The sequence below is a fragment of the Micromonospora sp. DT63 genome (assembly GCF_049841615.1).
In the GTDB taxonomy this organism is placed as follows: domain Bacteria; phylum Actinomycetota; class Actinomycetes; order Mycobacteriales; family Micromonosporaceae; genus Micromonospora.
The window spans coordinates 438,361-455,381 of sequence record NZ_JBNCKQ010000002.1 but is presented as its reverse complement, the minus strand read 5'-3'; the positions used below and the strand labels follow the sequence as shown (position 1 = coordinate 455,381).

The window sequence follows — 17,021 nt, the reverse complement described above, 5'->3', positions numbered from 1 at the left end:
CATGTCGACAGTTACCTGGATCACCGCGCGCGGGCTGTTCGGCCGGCGTCGGTTCCTGCTGCTGCTCCCGCTGCCGTTGGTGCTGCTCGGACTGGCCATCCTCTGCCGGTCGCTGGGCGTGGACCCGGGCGAGTGGGGGCCGCCGGTGCTTGTCGGTCTCGGGCTGGCAGTGGTGCTGCCGGTGGTGGCGCTGATCATCGGCACGGGCGTGCTGGGCGCCGAGATCGACGACGGCACCGTCGTGCACATCCTGACCAAGCCGCTGCCGCGCTGGCAGATCGTGCTGCCGAAGCTCGCGGTGGCCGCCGGGGTCACCGCGGTCACCGTCGCGGTGCCGCTCTACGTCGCGGGCGTGCTCGCCGATTCGGTACGCCTCGGACTGGCCCTGGCGTTCGCGGCGGCGCTCGGGGCGCTGGCGTACTCGGCGCTGTTCCTCGCGCTCAGCCTCGTCACCCGGCGTCCGGTGCTGCTCGGCCTCGTCTACGTGCTCATCTGGGAGGGGCTGCTGGGCAACTTCGTCAGCGGCACGAAGGTGCTCTCCATCCAGCAGTACGTGATCGCCCTCGCCGACCGGCTCGCCCCCAGCGGGCTGCTGGAGACCAGCGTGTCGGTGCCGGTCGCCTCCGTGATGACCGCTCTGGTCAGTGTCGGCTTCACCGTGCTGGCGATCGACCGCCTGCGCTCGTTCAGCGTGGCCGGCGAGACGAGCTGAGGTAGGTGCGGGGTACGGTTCCGGCCAGCCCCCCACGACGGGTAGGGCTGGCCGGATGGACCCGACGGGGTGCCGAAGCCCAGGCTAATTGGTGTGAGCGTCGAAGCGGAGTGGACATCGTTGGCTGAGCCGTACTCCCGGAGCAGCCGGCCGTGGCTCACCAGCCTGGCGGTCGCCGGCCTGGCGTGCGCGACTGTCGCGACGGCCGCCCAGGGCAGCGGCCGGTTCCACTGGTGGGCCGTCTTCATCCTGATCCCGGCCGCGCTGATCGCGGCCAGCGGCGGGCCGTTGCTGGCCCGGGGTGGCGGCCGGGCCTTCGCCGGGTACGTCATCGCCTGCGTCGGCACGCTGGTGTTCGTGGTGGGCGCGTTGCTGATGTTCGGGGCGATGGGGAAGGGCTGGCCGCTGCTGGTGGTGCTGCCCTGCCTGGCGGTCGCCGGCACGTACGGCTGGCGGGCCGCCCACCCGCTGGCCCGTGGCCTGCACCGCGCGGTGGGGCTGCTCGCGCTCACCGGCGCGCTGCTCGGTGTGACCCTGCAACTGATCCACATCCGTCTCGTCCACCTGGAGACGGGCTGGTGGGGCGTGTTCCTGATGCTGGCCGGGGCGATCGTGCTGGGTAACGCGGGCGAGCTGACCCGGCATCGGATGCCGTACCGGCTCCAGGCGATCACCCTGCTGGTCGGGCCGGCCGTGGCGGCCATCCTGCTCGGCCTGCGCTTCCTGCGCGGCTGGTGAACGACAGTCCGCCGCCGCGCGTGTGTGCGGGCGGCGGCGGACGCCGGTCAGAACGCGCAGGCGATGACGAGTTCCGGGGTACGGTCGGGCAGCAGGTCGAGTTTGCCGATCCGGCCCGCCGCCCGTAGGTCGTCGGCGACCAGGGTGAGCTGCTCCAGCAGCGCCGCCGGGCCCAGCGCCTCGGCCAGCGGCACCTCCGCCTTCATGGACAGCTTCCGCTCCGACTTGGCCCGCCGCACCTGGCCCAGCGCGTCACCGGCGAGCCGCAGTAGCGCCGGATCTCCCGTCCCCTCGATCGTCCGGGCCACCTCGTGGGTGGTGGGCCACGGCGCCCGGTGCACCGACCCGTACCGCCACCACGACCAGACCTCGTCGGTGACGTACGGCAGCACCGGCGCGAACAGCCGGAGCTGCACCGACAGCGCGCAGGCCAGCGCGGCCCGCGCCGAGTCGGCCGCCGCCCCCGTGCCGTACGCCCGCTCCTTGACCAACTCGATGTAGTCGTCGCAGAAGCGCCAGAAGAACGCCTCGGTGACCTGCAACGCGGCCGTGTGGTCGTACGAGTCGAAGGCGGTGCTCGCGGCGCTGACCACGGTGCCCAGTTCGGCGAGCATGGCCCGGTCCAGCGGGGCGGTCGCCACCGCCCGCAACGCGTCCCCCGCGCCCAGGCCGAGCGCGAACTTCGACGCGTTGAGCAGCTTGGTGGCCAGCCGCCGGCCGACCTTGATCTGCGCCGGGTCGAAGGCCAGGTCCATGCCGGGCTTGCCGCTTGCCGCCCAGTAGCGCACCGCGTCCGAGCCGTGCTGTTCCAGCAGCGCCAACGGTGTGACCACGTTGCCCTTGGACTTGGCCATCTTCTTGTGGTCCGGGTCGAGGATCCAGCCCGACAGCACGGTGTCCCGCCAGGGCAGCACCCCGTGCTCGAAGTGCGAGCGGACCACGCTGTCGAACAGCCAGGTCCGGATGATCTCCTGACCCTGCGGGCGCAGGTCCATCGGAAAGACCTGCGCGAACAGGGCCGGGTCGGTCTCCCAGCCACCGACGATCTGCGGGGTCAGCGACGAGGTGGCCCAGGTGTCCAGCACGTCCGGGTCACCGAGGAAACCACCCGGCTGGCCGCGCTGCGACTCCTCGTAGCCGGGCGCCGGATCGCTGGACGGGTCGACTGGCAGCGCGGACTCGTCGGGCGTGAGAGGGTGGGACCAGTCCGGCTCGCCAGCGTCGTCGAGCCGGTACCACACCGGCACCGGCACCCCGAAGAAGCGCTGCCGGCTGACCAGCCAGTCCCCGGTCAGGCCGCCCACCCAGTTGTCGTAGCGGTGCTTCATGTGCGCCGGCACCCAGTGCAGCTCCGCGCCCCGGGCCAGCAGCGTCGCCCGCAGGTCGGCGTCCCGCCCGCCGTTGCGCAGATACCACTGGCGGGTCGAGACGATCTCCAGTGGCCGGTCGCCGCGTTCGTAGAACTTCACCGGGTGGGTGATCGGACGCGGCTCGCCGATCAGGTCACCGGCGTCGGCGAGCATCGCGACGATCTCCCGGCGGGCGCCGTTGACGCTCTGCCCGGCCAGCGCCGCGTACGGCGCCGCGGGCACCCCGGCCGGCGGCTCCGGCACCAGCCGGCCGTTGCGGCCGATGACCACCCGCGTGTCGAGGTCGAGATCCCGCCACCAGGTCACGTCGGCGAGGTCGCCGAACGTGCAGACCATGGCGATGCCGGTGCCCTTCGCGGGGTCGGCGAGCGGGTGGGCGCGCACCGGCACCTCGACGCCGAACAGCGGGCTGCGCACGGTCGCGTCCACCAGGTCGGCGTACCGCTCGTCGTCGGGGTGGCAGACCAGCGCGACGCAGGCCGGCAACAGCTCCGGCCGGGTGGTGTCGATGAGCACCTCGCGTCCGCCCGGCCCGGTGAACCGCAGCCGGTGGTAGGCGCCGGGGCGCTCCCGGTCCTCCAACTCGGCCTGGGCGACAGCTGTGGCGTAGCCGACATCCCACAGCGTCGGCGCCTCCGCCTGGTACGCCTCACCCCGGCGCAGGTTGCGCACGAACGCCCGCTGGCTGGTGGCGCGGGCCACCCGACCGATCGTCGTGTACGTCAGGGACCAGTCCACCGAGAGCCCGAGCCGCCGCCAGAGGGCCTCGAAGACCTGCTCGTCGGCGACCGTCAGCCGCTCGCACAGCTCGATGAAGTTGCGCCGCGAGATCGGGGTGGGGTTGCGGCGCGCGGCTTCGTCGACAGGGGTGGCCGGGGGCCGCCACACCGGGTCGTACGCCAGGGCCGGGTCGCAGCGCACCCCGTACACGTTCTGCACCCGACGCTCGGTGGGCAGGCCGTTGTCGTCCCAGCCCATCGGGTAGAACACGGCCTTGCCGCGCATCCGCTGGTAGCGGGCGACGGTGTCGGTGTGCGTGTACGAGAAGACGTGCCCCATGTGCAGCTCGCCCGATACGGTCGGCGGCGGGGTGTCGATGGAGTACACGTCCTTCCGCTCCCGGGAGCTGTCGAACGCGTACGTGCCCTCCTCCTGCCAGCGACGCGCCCAGCTCTCCTCGAGCCCGTCCAGGGTCGGACGCTCGGGGACGCCGGCGCGGGCGGTCCTCGCCGTATCGGTCATCTGCCGATCGTAGGCATCAGCAGGGTGTCGAGCCACGGACTTGCGCATCGCCGGTTCTACACGAGCGAGTCGCGCCACTGCCGGTGCAGGGCCGCGTAGCGGCCGTCGGTGGCGACCAGCACCGCGGGTGGGCCGTCCTCGACGACCTGCCCGCCGTCGATGACGAGCACCCGGTCGGCGGTCTCCACAGTGGACAGCCGGTGTGCGATCACCAGCGCGGTCCGGTCCCGCAGGATGGTGCCGAGCGCCCGCTGCACGAGCCGTTCGGTCGGCACGTCAAGTGACGACGTCGCCTCGTCGAGGATCAGCACTGTCGGGTCGGCCAGGAACGCCCGGGCGAACGCGACAAGTTGCCGCTGCCCGGCGGAGAGCCGGCCGCCGCGCCGGTGCACCTGCGTGGCGTACCCGTCGGGGAGCGCGGCGATGAAGTCGTGCGCGCCGATCGCCTCGGCGGCGGCCCGCACGGCGGCGTCGTCGGCGTCCGGACGGCCGAACCGGATGTTCTCCGCCACCGTGCCGCTGAAGAGGTGGTTCTCCTGGGTCACCAGCACGACCGCGCGGCGCAGGTCGGCGTCGGCCACCTCGCGCAGGTCGATCCCGTCCAGCAGTACCGCGCCGGCGTCCGGGTCGTGGAACCGGGCGACCAGCTTGGCGATCGTCGACTTGCCCGCGCCGGTCGGCCCGATCAGCGCCACCGTCTGCCCGGCCGGCACGGTCAGGTCCAGCCCGGCGAGGATGGGCGTGCCGGCGCGGTAGCCGAAGGAGACGCCCCGGAAGGTCAGCGCGCCGTGACCGGGGCCGGTCGGCAGCGGCACCGGCCGGGCGGGTTCGGCCACGGCGGGCCGCTCGTCGAGCACCCCGGCCAGCTTCTCCAGCGCCGCCGTCGCCGACTGCAACGAGTTGTAGAACTGGCTCAGCTCCTGCATCGGCTCGAAGAAGCGGCGCAGGTAGAGCAGGAACGCGGCGAGCACTCCGACCTCGGTCCGACCGCCGAGCACCCGCCATCCGCCGTAGCAGAGCACGACCGCGACCGTGACGTTGCCGATCAGCTTGATCGCCGGCGAGTACGTGGCGATCAGCCGGAACGCGTGCAGGCTCGTGCGCCGGTAGTCGTCCCCGAGCGCCACGAAGATCCGCTGGTTGCGGGGCTCCCGGCGGAACGTCTGCACCGCGCGGATGCCCCGCATCGACTCGACGAAGTGCACGATGACCAGGGCCACGGCCTCCCGGGTCCGCCGGTACGCGCCGGCCGAGGCCCGCGCGAACCAGCGGGAGAGGTAGAAGAGGAACGGGAACGCGAACAGCGTCACCGCCGCCAGCGGCAGGTCCAGCCAGAGCAGGATGGCGGCCACCGACAGGATCGACAACGCGGCCAGCACCAGGCTGTCGATCCCGCCGTCGACCAGTTCGGCGATCGAGTCCAGGTCGCTGGTGAGTCGGGACACCATCCGGCCCGACGTGTACCGCTCGTGAAAGCCCACCGACAGTCGCAGGAAGTGCCCGAACACCCGCTGTCGCAGGTCGAGGAGGACCGCCTGGCCGATCCGGGCGGAGAGGGTGAGGAAACCGCGGCGGGCCGCGTACTCGGTCACGGCGGCGGCGGCGAACGCGCCGGCGACGGCGGCCAGCGGGGCCGCGTTCCCGGCGCGCAGCGGCGCGATGGCCCGGTCGATGCCGACCATGACCAGGTAGGGACCGGCCATCGCGGCCGCGTTCTGCGCCAGCAGCAGGCCGACCGCCGCGGTGAGCCGCCCCCGGTGCGGGCGGAGCAGGTCGGCCAGCAGGGCCCGGCTGTGCCGGCGCAGCCGGGCCACCGCCTCCGGTGTGGTCTCCTCGGCCCGGCTCCGGTCGGCCTCCGGGTCGGTGGCCGTCCCCCGCCAGCGGGTCAGCTCCGGCTCCTCGGCGGGAGGCGGGTCGACCTGCTGGGGGGAGTTCACGAGCGCACCAGCCCCCAACCGTCCGGGGTGGACGCGCCCGGCCCCGCCGGCCCGGTACGCCCCGGTTCCGGGCCGGTGGCCCCGGCCGTCTGCGTGGGCGGCGGCTCGGCGGCGAGCAACGCCCGGTAGGCGGGCACGCCGGCCAGCAGTTCCGAGTGCCGACCGATCGCGGTTATCCGTCCACCGTCGAGCAGGGCGACGCGGTCGGCCAGCGCGATGGTCGACGGCCGGTGCACCACCAGGAGCGCGGTGCTGGCCCGCAGGACCTGCCGTAGCGCCGCCTCCACCAGCGCCTCGGTGTGCACGTCGAGGGCGGACAGGGGGTCGTCGAGCACCAGCAGCGCCGGTCGGCCGAGGACCGCCCGCGCCAGCGCCAACCGTTGCCGCTGGCCGCCGGAGAGGGACAACCCCTGCTCACCCACCCGGGTGGCCAGACCCCACGGCAGGTCGTACGCGAAATCGGCCTGGGCCAGCGCGAGGGCCGCCCGGACCTCGTCGGCGTCGGCGTCCGGACGACCCAGGGTGAGGTTCTCCCACACCGACATGGAAAAGAGCGTGGGCTCCTCGAACGCCACCCCGACCAGTCGGCGCAGCGAGGCGAGTCGCAGCCCACGCAGGTCGTGCCCGTCCAGGGTGATCCGGCCGCCGGTCACCTCGTGCAGCCGGGGCACCAGGGAGAGCAGCGTGCTCTTGCCGCAGCCGGTGGCCCCGACCAGGGCCACCGTCTCGCCCGGCTCGATGGTCAGGTCGATCCCGTGCAGTACGGCTGTGGTGGCGCCCGGGTAGCGGAAGTCGACCCGTTCGAAGCGGAGCCGGCCGTGGACGGCGTCGCGGGCCAGCGTGCGCGCGTCCGGAGCGTCCACGATCTGCGGCGGAGTGTCCAGCACCTCCTGGATACGGTCCGCGGCGGTCGCCGCCTCCTGACCGTTGGCGATGATCCAGCCCAGCGACTGCACCGGCCAGATGAGCATCAGCTGGAGGCTGGCGAACGCCACCAGCTCGCCGATGGTGAGCACGCCCCGCGCGGCGGCGGCGGCCCCGGCCACCAGCACCACGCCCAGGGTCACGTTGGGCACCAGGTCGAGCAGCGCCGCGGTGTTCGCCAGCAGCCGGCCCTTGCCCACGCCGGTGTCGTGCAGCGTCCGGGTCCCGGCGGCGAAGCGGGCCGCCAGCTCGGGCCCCCGGCCGTACGCCTTCATGGTGCGCAGACCCTGCGCGGTCTCCTCGACCAGGGTCGCCACGTCGCCCTGCTGGTCCTGCATCCGGCGGGACGCGGTGTGGTAGTGCCTGCCGAAACGACGGGTGATCAGCAGCAGTGGCACCGCGCTGGCGGCGACCAGCAGCCCGAGCGCCGCGTGCAGGTGGATCAGCAGCAGCACCACCACCACGTAGGTGGTCAGGTTGAGCACCAGGAAGAAGACACCGAACGAGAGGAACCGGCGGATCACCGACAGGTCGCTGGTGATCCGGGAGAGCAGTTGGCCGGACTGCCAGCGGTCGTGGAAGCTGGCCGGGAGCCGTTGCAGGTGCGCGTAGACATCGGCGCGCAGCGCCGCCTCCATGCCCACCGCCGAGGAGGACTGCACCCACCGCCTGATGAAGATGAGCACCGCCTCGACCACGCCGAGCAGCAACGCCAGGCCACCGAGCTGGAGCAGGCCGGCGGGCTCGTGCCGGGCCACCGGCCCGTCCACCACCCGCTGCACCACGAGCGGTACGGCGATCCCGGCGGCCGTGCCGGCGAGGCCCGCGACCAGCAGCCAGGCGAATTCGGCGGCGTACGGGCGCAGGTAGCGGCGCAGCCGCCAGAGGTTGTGCACGGGGTGGCGGCCCGCGGCGACCGGGGCGGCCCGGTCGCCGTCGCTCTCCACAGGCACTACCCGACGGTAGCGTCAATAGGTGTCGATGCTCCTGTCAGCTTGCCGTCACCCGCCGCTCGTGACCGAGAAGCCACTTCTTCACGTCGAGCCCCCAGCGGTAGCCGCCGAGCGTGCCGTCGGTGCGCAGCACCCGGTGGCAGGGTACGAAGAGCGCCGCCGCGTTGCGGGCGCAGGCCGCCGCAGCGGCGCGCACCGCCGGTGGCCGGCCGGCCAGCGCCGCGTACCCGGTGTAGGTCACCGGGGTCCCCGGCGGAACCTCCCGCAGCACCTGCCAGGCGTGCGCCATGAACTCGCCGCCGGTGTGCTGCCGTACCGGCACCGAGTCGATGGCGGTGAGGTCGCCGTCCAGGTAGGACCGGACGGCCACGGTCGCCGGTCCGAGGTCGGCGCGTTGCCGCAGCGGCGCCTGCAGGGTCGGGTGGATCAGGGGCAGCAGCGCCGCCGGGTCCGGGGTGAAACCGGCCGCCAGGACCTCGCCGTCGGCGCCGGCGAGGATGCTCAGCGGGCCGGTCGGGGTGGTCAGCACGGTGCTGTCGATGCTCATGCCGCTCTCCAGAGTCTGATCGTGGCGTAGGAACGCCAGGGGCGCCACCGTTCGGCGTGCGCCGTGAGGGTCGTGTCGGGCAGGCCGAGCGCTGCTGCGCCGCGGCGGATCGCGAGGTCGGTGTCGAGGAGGACGTCCGGGTCGCCGAGGGCGCGCATGGCGAGGTACCTGGCGGTCCACGGGCCGATGCCGGGCAGCGCGAGCAGCCGCCGTACGGTCTCCTCCCGGTCACCACCCGGCGCCAGGTCCACCGTCCCGTCCGCCACGGCGAGGGCGAGCCCCCGAATGGTCTCCCGCCGCCGAAGAGGCATCCCGAACGCGCCGTCCGGCAGTGCCAGAACCTCCTCGGGGCTGAGGAAACCCCGCAGGTCGGTCCGTTGATCATGAAGTTGTTGCCGCGACACGGCGTCGTCGGGAGCTTCATGATCAACACGGGCGGCCAGGAGGCGGGTGAGGGTTGTTCTCGCCGAGGTGACCGAGACCTGCTGGCCGATGATCGCGCGGACGGCCATCTCGAAACCGTCGACCGCGCGCGGGACGCGGATGCCGGGCTCGGCGGCCACCACCGGGGCCAGCGCCGGGTCCGCCGCGAGCGTGGCGTCGACCGCGACCGGGTCCGCGTCCAGATCGAGCAGGCGTCGGCAGCGGGCCACCGCCGGCGCGAGGTCGCGCAGGTCGGCCAGGCGCAGCGTCGCCGCCACGTGCCCGTCCGCCGGGGTCAGCGCCACCTGGCCGGGGCCGTGCGGCAACCGCAACCCCCGGTGGTACGTCCCGTCGCGAACCTCCTCCACGCCGGGCAGCGCGCGCACCGCGAGGAAGTCCAGCAGCGCCCGGGCGTGCAGCGGCGGACGGTACGCCAGCCGGAGCGTGATGGTTCCCGCCCCGACCGCCGCCAGGTGCCGACCACGGGCCGTCCGCAGCTCGGACGGCGCGCTCGCGTACACCTCGCGGACCGTGTCGTTGAACTGCCGCACGCTGCCGAACCCGGCGGCGAACGCGATCTCGGCCATGCCGAGGCCGGTCGTCTCGATCAGGATCCGGGCGGTCTGCGCCCGCTGGGCCCGGGCCAGCGCGAGCGGCCCGGCACCCATCTCGGCGCGCAACATCCGGTGCAGGTGCCGTTCGGTGTAGCCCAGACGGGCGGCCAGCCCCGGCACACCGTCCCGGTCGACCACCCCGTCGGCGATCAGACGCATCGCCCGACCGACCACGTCGGCGCGGACGTCCCACTGGGGCGAGCCGGGTGCGGCGTCCGGCCGGCAGCGGCGGCAGGCGCGCAACCCGGCGCCCTGCGCGGCGGCTGCCGACGGAAAGAACCGGACGTTCTGCCGCTTGGGGGTGGTCGCCGGGCAGGACGGCCGGCAGTAGATCCCGGTCGACGTCACGCCGGTGTAGAACCAGCCGTCGAATCGCTGGTCACGGCTGTCCACCGCCCGGTAGCACCGCTCGAAGTCCATCTCCACGTCACCCATGGTGCCCCGCTGGTCGGGCCCTCGGCTGGCGGGAATCGGACCTGGGTGTGCGCGGCTGGCCGGGGACCCTCAGCGGCGGCGGCGGTGCGGCTGCCCGGACCGCTGCCCGGAGCGGGTGGGTTGGCCGGACCGGTTCGACTGCCCCGACCGGGTGGCCTGGCCGGTGAGCAGGGGTGAGCGGAACACGCCGTCCGGGTCGTACCGCTTCCACAGCCGGCGCACCCGGGCGCCGGTCTCGCCCGGGTAGATCCGGGCGAACGCGGCCGGGTCCGGTCGGCTCTCGAAGTTGACGTACTCGCCGTCGGCCCGCGCGCCGACGGGCCGCCAGACGGCGTCCAACGCCGCGCCGCCCTGCGGTGGGAACGTCGAGGCGATGACCAGGGTGTTCTGGTGCCGGTGCGGGTAGGCCGTCGCGTCGGCGGCGACGTCGTTGACCGCCCCGCCGACCGAGCGCAGTTGGATGACCGCCCGGCCCGGAGCGGTGGTCGCCCGCGTGACCGCTCGCGCCGCGCCCGCGTCCAGCTCGGTGAACAGGCCGTTGGTGGTCGTACCCCGTTGCTGCCCGACGTTCGGGTGCAGGTGCGCGGTCGGCACCAGCGTCGGGTAGGGCAGCAGGTCGCTGCGGTGTTCGAGCACCTTCCCGATGGCCAGCAGCGGCTCCACGACGGGCCGGACCCGGCGCAGGCTCTCCGCGGCCACCACCGCGGTGACGGACATGAGCGTCGAGCGGCCGTCGGCGAACAGCACGGCGGCGGCGGACAACTCCCGAGGGGCCTGCGCCAGACAGCTCGCCCACTCGCGCACGGTACGGCCGTCCGGGTGCGCCTCGACGACCAGCTGCGCCACGCCGACGTTGCGCTGCTCGGCGGCCTCGATCTCGAACGCCACCACGACACCGGCCCCCGCGCCGGCACCCCGGACCAGCCAGAACAGCTCCGGTTCGTGCTCGGCGTCGGCGCGTACCAGCGTTCCGTCCGCGAGCACGACCTCCACCGCGCGGACGCGGTCGATGGTGAGGCCGTGGGCGCGTACCAGCCAGCCGACACCGCCGCCGGTGGCCAACCCGCCGACGCCGACACCGCCGTAGTCGCCCGAGCTGACCACCAGGCCGTACGGGGCGAGCGCCGTCGCGACGTTCGCCCAGCGGGCACCGGCCTCCACCCGGACCAGCCCGGCCCGTTCGTCGAGCACGCGCACCCGGTTGAGCATGGACAGGTCGATCACCACGCCGCCGTTGTTGGAGGAGGCTCCGGACAGGCCGTGCCCGCCGCTGCGCACCGCGATCGGCAGTCGCTGCTCCCGCGCGTACCGGATCGCGTCGATCACCTGCGCGGTGGTCTTGGGCAGCAGGACGGCGGCCGGCGAGGCTGTCGTCGTGTACGTCGAGCGCAGCTGCGCGTACCGGCGGTCGCCCGGCGTGACGATCTGCCCCCGCAGGGAGTCGGGCACCCGAGCCATGGCGGTGGTCATCGCTGGCCCTGGACCGCGCGGCAGTCGTGGTCGGTCATGGCCCAAGAGTGGGGCGGTGGCGTCGGCGTTGGCAAACCTCGGGTCGGCCACCAACCATTGGTAAGTGGGCAATCAGCGCCCGGCGGTGACAAGTGTCCGGTCGTAGTGACCGGAATCTCCGCCGGCGGGGGCGTTCGGGCCGGTCCGACCGAGGTGTGGAGATCAGCTCGGTCGGACCGGACCCGATCACCTCGCGGGGCTGGGCACCGCGATCGGCCCGGACGGGGACGGCTTGATCGTCGGGGAGGTCGGCGGAGCCGGAACCCCCGGAGCGCCACCCGTGTTCGGCCCCGGCTGGCCCGGCTGGCCCGGCTCGCCCGGCTCGCCCGGCTGGCCCGGCTGGCCCGGGACACCCGGTGGGGCGGGCTGGTCCGGCCTGCCCGGCACGCCGGGGGGTCCCGGCTCGTTCGAGGTCGCCGGCAACGGTCCCGTAGCCGGTGGGTTGGGCCGGCTCGGCACGCCGGGTGGCGCCCCGGACGGGTCGGGTACGGCTGCCGGGCCCGCTGGGCTCGGCACGGCCGGCGGAGGCCCGTCCGAGCCGCTGGCCGCCAGGGCGATCGGAGCCGCGATCAGGATCGCCGCGAGCGTGCCCACCGCCCCCATCGTCACCGTGGCGCGGCGTCTGTTGCGCACCCGCCGTTCCGCTCGGTTCAACTGGTCATGCACGATCGGTGCCTCCTCGGCCAGGTCGGTGAGGGTGGATCGGATGAGGCTCTCGAGGGGATCGGTCATCGCCGTACCTCCAGCAACTCGACCTCCGGCAGCAGCTCGCGCAGCCGCTGGACCGCCCGGTGCGTACGACTGCGGACGGTGCCCACCGAACAGCCGAGCAGCTCGGCGACCCGGGCTTCGGGCAGGTCCTCGTAGTAGCGCAGGACCACCACCGTCCGCTGTGCCGGTGGCAGCTGGCGCAGCGCGGCACGCATCGCCAGCCGTACGTCGGAGCCACCGCTCGGGTCCGCGCCGACCGGCTCGTCGGCCGGGTGGAGCGGTGTCTCCCGCCGTCGGCGGAGTCGCCGCCACCAGCTGACCTGCTCGCGGTACATCACCACGCGGAGATACCCCTCGGGGTCGGCGTGCCGGATGGTCTCCCACTTCGGGATGGTCCGCGCCAACGCCGACTGGAACAGGTCCTCGGCGGCGTTGCGGTCCCCGGTCAGCAGGTACGCGACCCGCATCAGCGCCGGTGTCCGGCTGCCGACGAACTCGGCCAGCCGAGCGCGTTCGTCCTCGTCCACCCACCACCCCCGTTTCGTTGTCACAGATACAGACGCCCCGGGCCATCGTCGCTATCCACGATCCTGGGTGTTTTCCGACCGGAAGTGTCGGTCGTGACGTGTACCGTCCGGCCACCAACTGAAGAAGGGGATGGGGGACATGACGAGCGTGGCGGGTTGGGCGGCGGCGTCGACACCTGGCGCGTTCCCGCCGCTGCCCCGTGCGGTGGCGCAGTCCTTCTACCGCCGGATGCGGGCCGTCGCGCCGGCCGCCGTCGGCGCCATCGAACGGGACCGGGCGGCCGACCCCGAGCAGGCCTTCGCCGACACCGCCTGCGGCCGGTTGGTCGGCTCACTCGACGACGCGGGCGTGCGCGCACTCGGGATGTGGACCCACCACTGGTGCATGCGTTTCTACGACGACGACACCCGCGTCGGTCGGCGGTTGGTGCGCGAGATCGCCGCGCGGGCCGGGTTGGGCTGGACTGCCGACGAGGTGCGTTGGATGCTGCGCGAGTCGTTCTCGGCCGGCCCGGCCGCCGCCGACCGGTTCACCCTGCCCCGGGCCGCCGCGGCGCAACTGCCCCCGGCCGACCGGCCGCCCGCGGACGACTGGCCCGAGGTCGAGGTGCCCCGCCAGCGCAGCGGCCGACACCTGGGGGCGTGACCGGCCGCCCCGTGGCTGCGGCAGGATGAGGCGGTACCGCCCCGACGGAAGGATGTCCGATGCCCGCCAGCGAGCCGACCATCATCGCCACCAGCATGGGCTTCTTCCGGGGCGGCCGCGGGCCGTACGACATGCGTCCCAGCCCTGTCTTCGAGCTGGCGGCGGAGCTGGCCGAGGCCGGTCCGCAGCCGCGCATCTGCTACCTCGGGCAGGCCGTCGGCGACCAGCCCACCACGCTGGCCGCCGTCTACGGCGCGTTTGCAGCCACCCGGTTCCGACTGTCGCACCTTGCCCTCTTTCCGATGCCCAACGTCGACGACGTCCGCGCTCACCTGCTCGCCCAGGACGTGATCTGGGTCGACGGCGGCAGCGTGGCCAACCTCGTCGCGGTCTGGCGGGTGCACGGGCTCGACGAGATCCTGCACGAGTGCTGGCAGGCCGGCGTGGTGCTGGCCGGCGTCTCGGCCGGCTCGATCTGCTGGCACGTGGGCGGCGCCACCGACAGCTTCGGACCCCGCCTGCGCGGGTTCACCGAGGCGTTGGGCTGGCTGCCGTACGGCAACGGCGTGCACTACGACAGCGAGGGCCAGCGTCGACCGCTGATGCACGAGCTGGTCGGCGACGGCACGTTGCCGACCAGCCACTGCACCGACGACGGCGTCGGCCTGGTCTACCGGGGGACCCGGCTGGTCGAGGCGGTAGCCGACCGCGAGGGCGTCTCGGCGTACGAGGTGAGCCGCGGCGCGGACGGCACTGTGCGGGAGACGGTCATCGCGCCCCGCCTGCTCGGTTGAGCGCCGGTCAGACCCGATCCTCGAACGCGGCGCACACGGTCGCCCGCACCTGCGGCCCTTCGATCGATCGCAGCAGCTCCCGGGCGAGGGCGATCTGGTGCGACTCGTCGACAGTCCGGTCCATCGGGGTCAGCTCCACCCGCCACCGGAAGTAGAGGTAGTCGTCCTCGTCGGTGGCGGCGAGCCGCGGGTCGGCGTCCTCGTTGGGGTTGATCTCCAGCAGGTTGCCCCGGACGTCCACCGAGTCCCGGCGGTAGGGCACCGCGTCGGGCAGCCGGGTGCGGATCAGGTCGAGCAGCTCCGCCGCCGTCAGCGGGCCGTCGACCATGATGAGGAACTGCAACGTCGTCTGCACGTCTGCCACCTTGCCAGATGCGGAGCCGCTCAATCGAGCGGGAGGAACGGGCCGTTGTCGAACTTGCCGCCCCGGCGTAGCACGGAGAACTGCACCTTGTGCGGCACGTGCGTGTCCATGAGTTCACGGCGCAGGTGGGTGAAATCGGTGCCCAGGTCGAAGCTGGCGAGCTGACCGTTCTCGTTGATCCGGCGCAGCATCGTCTTGCGCAGCCGGGTCCCGTCCGGCGCCCGGGACAGGGAGCGTTCGGCCAGGTCGAAGAAGGTCTTGTCGTCGACGATGAGCGCCACGTCGATGTCGGAGTCCGGGCGGGCGGTGCCCTTCACCCGGCTGCCGTGAGCCACCAGGTCCCCGTCGGGCAGCCCGGCCTGCCGTTGGGTCTGCCGGGCACCCCGGGCGAACCGGGTCCACTGCCGTTCGGTGAACCCCTGCGGGATCTGCCGGGCGGCCCGGGTGGTCGCCGCCTGGGCCGTCTCGCCCGCCACGTCGTCGGCCCGTCGCATCATGCTCCGGGCGGCCTGCGCCACGATGCCCCGGGCGGCCGTCGTGGCGCCGTCCGGCAGGTCCCGTCGACGGCCGGTCATTCCAGCCCGCCGGACTGGCGGCGGCGCAGCACGGCGTCGAAGACCTGCGCCAGTTCGGCGGCGTCCTCGCCGGCGTGGTGGGTGTGCGGTACGTCGTGCAGACCCAGCTCGTGCTTGATCTTGCCCTTGCGGGTCTGGACCCACTCGCTGCCGGTCAGCCCCATCCAGTAGCTGCGCAGGTCGACGCCGGAACCGGTGGCGCCGAACGGGCTGTGACCGACGAAGCGTACGAAGTACCAGTGCACGAACATGCCGTCCCAGACAGCGGGAGCGGCGAGGAAGACCGGGCGGCCGATCCGGCGCAGCCCGTTGACCCAGGCCGCCGCCGCTGCCATCGCCTCCGACGCGGTGGGCGCCTCGCGGAGCAGACGGTCGCGGTCCAGACCCGACACGGCCAGCGCGGCCGGCACGAACTCGTCGGAGATGGGCCGCAGCTCGGTGTAGAAGGTCAGATCCGGGCGACCGGCCACGGCCATCCCCAACGAGATCATGCTGTTCGGCCCGGGGATCGGCCCGTCCGCCTCCACGTCGACGCCGACGTACAACTCGGGCAGGGGAGAGGTCATCCGAGCACCACCCCGATGGCCTGGTCGATCAGCATGTTCAGGACGATGTCGGTGAGCTTCTTGAAGACGGGGATCTCCAGCAGCGAGGCCCCGAACGTCGGAGCGGCAGTCGCGATCGCCTGGATGATCTGCACCAGCAGGATGACCAGCTGGACGATCACGTTGATCTTCAGGGCGAGGACGATCAGCGCGCACACGAAGAGCGTCGCCGCCACCATCTGTGCGCCGGTGCCGCCGTCCCGCAGCACCGACATCGCCGAACCGTCGGACTCCCAGCGCTCCTGGAACGCGGTCAACGCATCGCCCTGGTTGCCGGTCAGCACCCGCTGCGCGGCCGCCGTACCCTCCGCCGCCGCGTTGTGCAGCGAGTCGGCCATCTCCATCCACATCTGACCCAGCTCGAACATCTTTGTCTCGTCCGACTTGGGCCAGGTGTAACCCAGCTCGTTCAACAGGCCGGCGAGCTCACCGGGCAGCATGATCCCCATCGACCCGCCTACCAGCTCATCGTCGTGAACTGGGCGTCGTTGTCCTGCTCAACCGAGTCGTACTGGTCGGCCATCAGGCCCAACCCGGCACCGAAGCCGCGCAGCCCGTCCACGACCGACCCGAGGCACTCCGCCGCGATCTCCTCGGCCACCTGGTACGACATGCCAATCAGGCCGCCCACGTCGTCGTCCCCGAAGATGTCGCCCATCGAGGCCGTCCGCGCGCGCAGCGCCTCCCACTGCGCGGCCAGTTGCTCGGCCACAGTCGTCAGGTGGCCGCCGCCCTGTCGCAGCGCGGGCGGGTGCACCTGAAGGTCCTCGCGCATGACATCACCTCGCTGCCTGCTGGATGCGCCGCACCGCGTCGGTGAGCGCATCGGTCATCGCCGCCATGCTGCGCACCGATTCGTTCTGCAACTCGTCGAGCTGCTGGCCCAGCGCCACCGGGTCGACCGCTGGCGCGTCCGCGGCCTCGCCGGCCGCGAGGCGCAGGTCATCCAGCGCGGCGTTGACCGCCATGGTGATCTGCTCGCCCAGCATCTCGGCGCCCATCCGAAGCGCGCGCGGATCCACGGTCACCGACTGGACATGCTGGCCGACCGCCACGACCTCGATCTGACCGCCCGCCGCAGACCCGGTGCCCCGTGCCGGCTCGACGTCCAGGCCGTCGGGGGCCTGCCCGGTCGAACGCATCGACGCCAGTGCCTGTCGGGTCTGCTGGAACAGTCTGTCGAATTCGGTCACCTGGTCCACAACGCCCCCTCACGCCGCACCCGACATCGAGAGGGTAGCAACGGGACACCAGCGCCCGGACCCGCCGATGCGCGAGGGGACGCAGCGTCCGACCCGGTGGAATCGGAGCCGCCTGGACCGGCACCTCCGGCACCGGCGTAAGCTGGCCCGTCGTGAGTCTCACCATCGGCATCGTCGGCCTGCCCAACGTCGC

The 17,021-nt window shown here is 73.1% G+C and carries 17 protein-coding genes and 2 pseudogenes; 4 read left to right on the top strand and 15 right to left on the bottom strand.

The window, feature by feature from the left end:
• The first annotated feature begins 1 nt into the window (after position 1).
• Together ACLQ27_RS08890 and ACLQ27_RS08885 are read left to right on the top strand one after the other, a co-directional pair.
• On the top strand, positions 2-712 hold the full coding sequence (locus tag ACLQ27_RS08890; protein WP_234583880.1) for an ABC transporter permease subunit: 711 nt from the start codon (positions 2-4) through the stop codon (positions 710-712).
• Positions 713-805: 93 nt separating this feature from the next.
• Complete coding sequence (locus tag ACLQ27_RS08885) at positions 806-1,450, top strand: hypothetical protein (protein WP_234583879.1); 645 nt, start codon at positions 806-808, stop codon at positions 1,448-1,450.
• A 47-nt stretch (positions 1,451-1,497) separates the two neighbouring features.
• Here ACLQ27_RS08885 and valS read toward each other — a convergent pair whose 3' ends face one another.
• From valS to ACLQ27_RS08840, 9 genes and pseudogenes are all read right to left on the bottom strand, one after another.
• Positions 1,498-4,062, bottom strand: coding sequence for a valine--tRNA ligase (gene valS / locus ACLQ27_RS08880; protein WP_425866292.1), 2,565 nt, complete (start codon positions 4,060-4,062; stop codon positions 1,498-1,500).
• A gap of 56 nt (positions 4,063-4,118) precedes the next feature.
• Positions 4,119-5,999, bottom strand: a complete 1,881-nt coding sequence (locus tag ACLQ27_RS08875) for an ABC transporter ATP-binding protein (protein WP_425866290.1) — start codon at positions 5,997-5,999, stop codon at positions 4,119-4,121.
• Positions 5,996-7,876 carry an ABC transporter ATP-binding protein gene (locus ACLQ27_RS08870; RefSeq protein ID WP_425866288.1) on the bottom strand — a complete coding sequence of 627 codons (1,881 nt, stop codon included), beginning with the start codon at positions 7,874-7,876 and terminating at the stop codon, positions 5,996-5,998. Before ACLQ27_RS08870 ends, ACLQ27_RS08875 begins: the two co-directional genes overlap by 4 nt.
• A 37-nt stretch (positions 7,877-7,913) precedes the next feature.
• Positions 7,914-8,423 carry a methylated-DNA--[protein]-cysteine S-methyltransferase gene (locus tag ACLQ27_RS08865; protein WP_393301481.1) on the bottom strand — a complete coding sequence of 170 codons (510 nt, stop codon included), beginning with the start codon at positions 8,421-8,423 and terminating at the stop codon, positions 7,914-7,916.
• Positions 8,420-8,776 (bottom strand): annotated as a pseudogene (locus tag ACLQ27_RS08860) (DNA-3-methyladenine glycosylase family protein); the annotation flags it as partial. The pseudogene ACLQ27_RS08860 and the gene ACLQ27_RS08865, both read right to left, overlap by 4 nt.
• 86 nt (positions 8,777-8,862) lie before the next feature.
• Positions 8,863-9,886, bottom strand: a pseudogene (locus ACLQ27_RS08855) (bifunctional transcriptional activator/DNA repair enzyme AdaA); the annotation flags it as partial.
• A 78-nt stretch (positions 9,887-9,964) separates the two neighbouring features.
• Positions 9,965-11,365 (bottom strand): FAD-binding oxidoreductase, encoded by a 1,401-nt coding sequence (locus ACLQ27_RS08850; protein WP_425866286.1) that lies wholly within the window; start codon positions 11,363-11,365, stop codon positions 9,965-9,967.
• A 225-nt stretch (positions 11,366-11,590) separates the two neighbouring features.
• Positions 11,591-12,136 (bottom strand): hypothetical protein, encoded by a 546-nt coding sequence (locus ACLQ27_RS08845; RefSeq protein WP_425866284.1) that lies wholly within the window; start codon positions 12,134-12,136, stop codon positions 11,591-11,593.
• Positions 12,133-12,642, bottom strand: coding sequence for a SigE family RNA polymerase sigma factor (locus ACLQ27_RS08840; protein WP_357574623.1), 510 nt, complete (start codon positions 12,640-12,642; stop codon positions 12,133-12,135). Before ACLQ27_RS08840 ends, ACLQ27_RS08845 begins: the two co-directional genes overlap by 4 nt.
• Before the next feature lie 139 nt (positions 12,643-12,781).
• Here ACLQ27_RS08840 and ACLQ27_RS08835 point away from each other — a divergent pair, with 139 nt between their 5' ends.
• Together ACLQ27_RS08835 and ACLQ27_RS08830 are read left to right on the top strand one after the other, a co-directional pair.
• A complete protein-coding gene (locus ACLQ27_RS08835) occupies positions 12,782-13,288 on the top strand; it encodes a hypothetical protein (protein WP_234583869.1) in 507 nt (168 codons plus the stop codon).
• 59 nt (positions 13,289-13,347) lie between these two features.
• Complete coding sequence (locus ACLQ27_RS08830) at positions 13,348-14,082, top strand: Type 1 glutamine amidotransferase-like domain-containing protein (protein WP_425866282.1); 735 nt, start codon at positions 13,348-13,350, stop codon at positions 14,080-14,082.
• A 7-nt stretch (positions 14,083-14,089) separates the two neighbouring features.
• On the opposite strand, the gene ACLQ27_RS08825 is transcribed toward ACLQ27_RS08830, so the two are convergent.
• Genes ACLQ27_RS08825 through ACLQ27_RS08800 form a run of 6 tightly spaced genes read right to left on the bottom strand, consistent with a single transcriptional unit; the run spans position 14,090 to position 16,828 of the window.
• The gene (locus ACLQ27_RS08825; RefSeq protein ID WP_357574625.1) at positions 14,090-14,437 is read right to left on the bottom strand and encodes a hypothetical protein; all 348 of its coding nucleotides are present in this window, start codon (positions 14,435-14,437) and stop codon (positions 14,090-14,092) included.
• Between the two features lie 29 nt (positions 14,438-14,466).
• The gene (locus ACLQ27_RS08820) at positions 14,467-15,021 is read right to left on the bottom strand and encodes a nucleotidyltransferase domain-containing protein (RefSeq protein ID WP_234583866.1); all 555 of its coding nucleotides are present in this window, start codon (positions 15,019-15,021) and stop codon (positions 14,467-14,469) included.
• Entirely contained in the window at positions 15,018-15,587 is a 570-nt protein-coding gene (locus tag ACLQ27_RS08815) for an exonuclease (protein WP_425866279.1), read from the bottom strand. The genes ACLQ27_RS08820 and ACLQ27_RS08815 overlap by 4 nt, the downstream gene beginning before the upstream one ends.
• On the bottom strand, positions 15,584-16,075 hold the full coding sequence (locus ACLQ27_RS08810; protein ID WP_357494326.1) for a hypothetical protein: 492 nt from the start codon (positions 16,073-16,075) through the stop codon (positions 15,584-15,586). The genes ACLQ27_RS08815 and ACLQ27_RS08810 overlap by 4 nt, the downstream gene beginning before the upstream one ends.
• 8 nt (positions 16,076-16,083) lie before the next feature.
• A complete protein-coding gene (locus ACLQ27_RS08805) occupies positions 16,084-16,401 on the bottom strand; it encodes a hypothetical protein (RefSeq protein WP_234583862.1) in 318 nt (105 codons plus the stop codon).
• A 4-nt stretch (positions 16,402-16,405) separates the two neighbouring features.
• Positions 16,406-16,828, bottom strand: coding sequence for a YbaB/EbfC family nucleoid-associated protein (locus ACLQ27_RS08800; RefSeq protein WP_425866276.1), 423 nt, complete (start codon positions 16,826-16,828; stop codon positions 16,406-16,408).
• Positions 16,829-17,021: the final 193 nt, after the last annotated feature.

Coding starts and splice junctions, on each gene's coding strand:
- ACLQ27_RS08890 (WP_234583880.1), top strand. CDS start 2: ATGTCGACAGTTACCTGGATCACCGCGCGCGGGCTGTTCGGCCGGCGT.
- valS (WP_425866292.1), bottom strand. CDS start 4,062: ATGACCGATACGGCGAGGACCGCCCGCGCCGGCGTCCCCGAGCGTCCG.
- ACLQ27_RS08865 (WP_393301481.1), bottom strand. CDS start 8,423: ATGAGCATCGACAGCACCGTGCTGACCACCCCGACCGGCCCGCTGAGC.
- ACLQ27_RS08850 (WP_425866286.1), bottom strand. CDS start 11,365: ATGACCACCGCCATGGCTCGGGTGCCCGACTCCCTGCGGGGGCAGATC.
- ACLQ27_RS08845 (WP_425866284.1), bottom strand. CDS start 12,136: ATGACCGATCCCCTCGAGAGCCTCATCCGATCCACCCTCACCGACCTG.
- ACLQ27_RS08835 (WP_234583869.1), top strand. CDS start 12,782: ATGACGAGCGTGGCGGGTTGGGCGGCGGCGTCGACACCTGGCGCGTTC.
- ACLQ27_RS08830 (WP_425866282.1), top strand. CDS start 13,348: ATGCCCGCCAGCGAGCCGACCATCATCGCCACCAGCATGGGCTTCTTC.
- ACLQ27_RS08820 (WP_234583866.1), bottom strand. CDS start 15,021: ATGACCGGCCGTCGACGGGACCTGCCGGACGGCGCCACGACGGCCGCC.
- ACLQ27_RS08815 (WP_425866279.1), bottom strand. CDS start 15,587: ATGACCTCTCCCCTGCCCGAGTTGTACGTCGGCGTCGACGTGGAGGCG.
- ACLQ27_RS08810 (WP_357494326.1), bottom strand. CDS start 16,075: ATGGGGATCATGCTGCCCGGTGAGCTCGCCGGCCTGTTGAACGAGCTG.
- ACLQ27_RS08805 (WP_234583862.1), bottom strand. CDS start 16,401: ATGCGCGAGGACCTTCAGGTGCACCCGCCCGCGCTGCGACAGGGCGGC.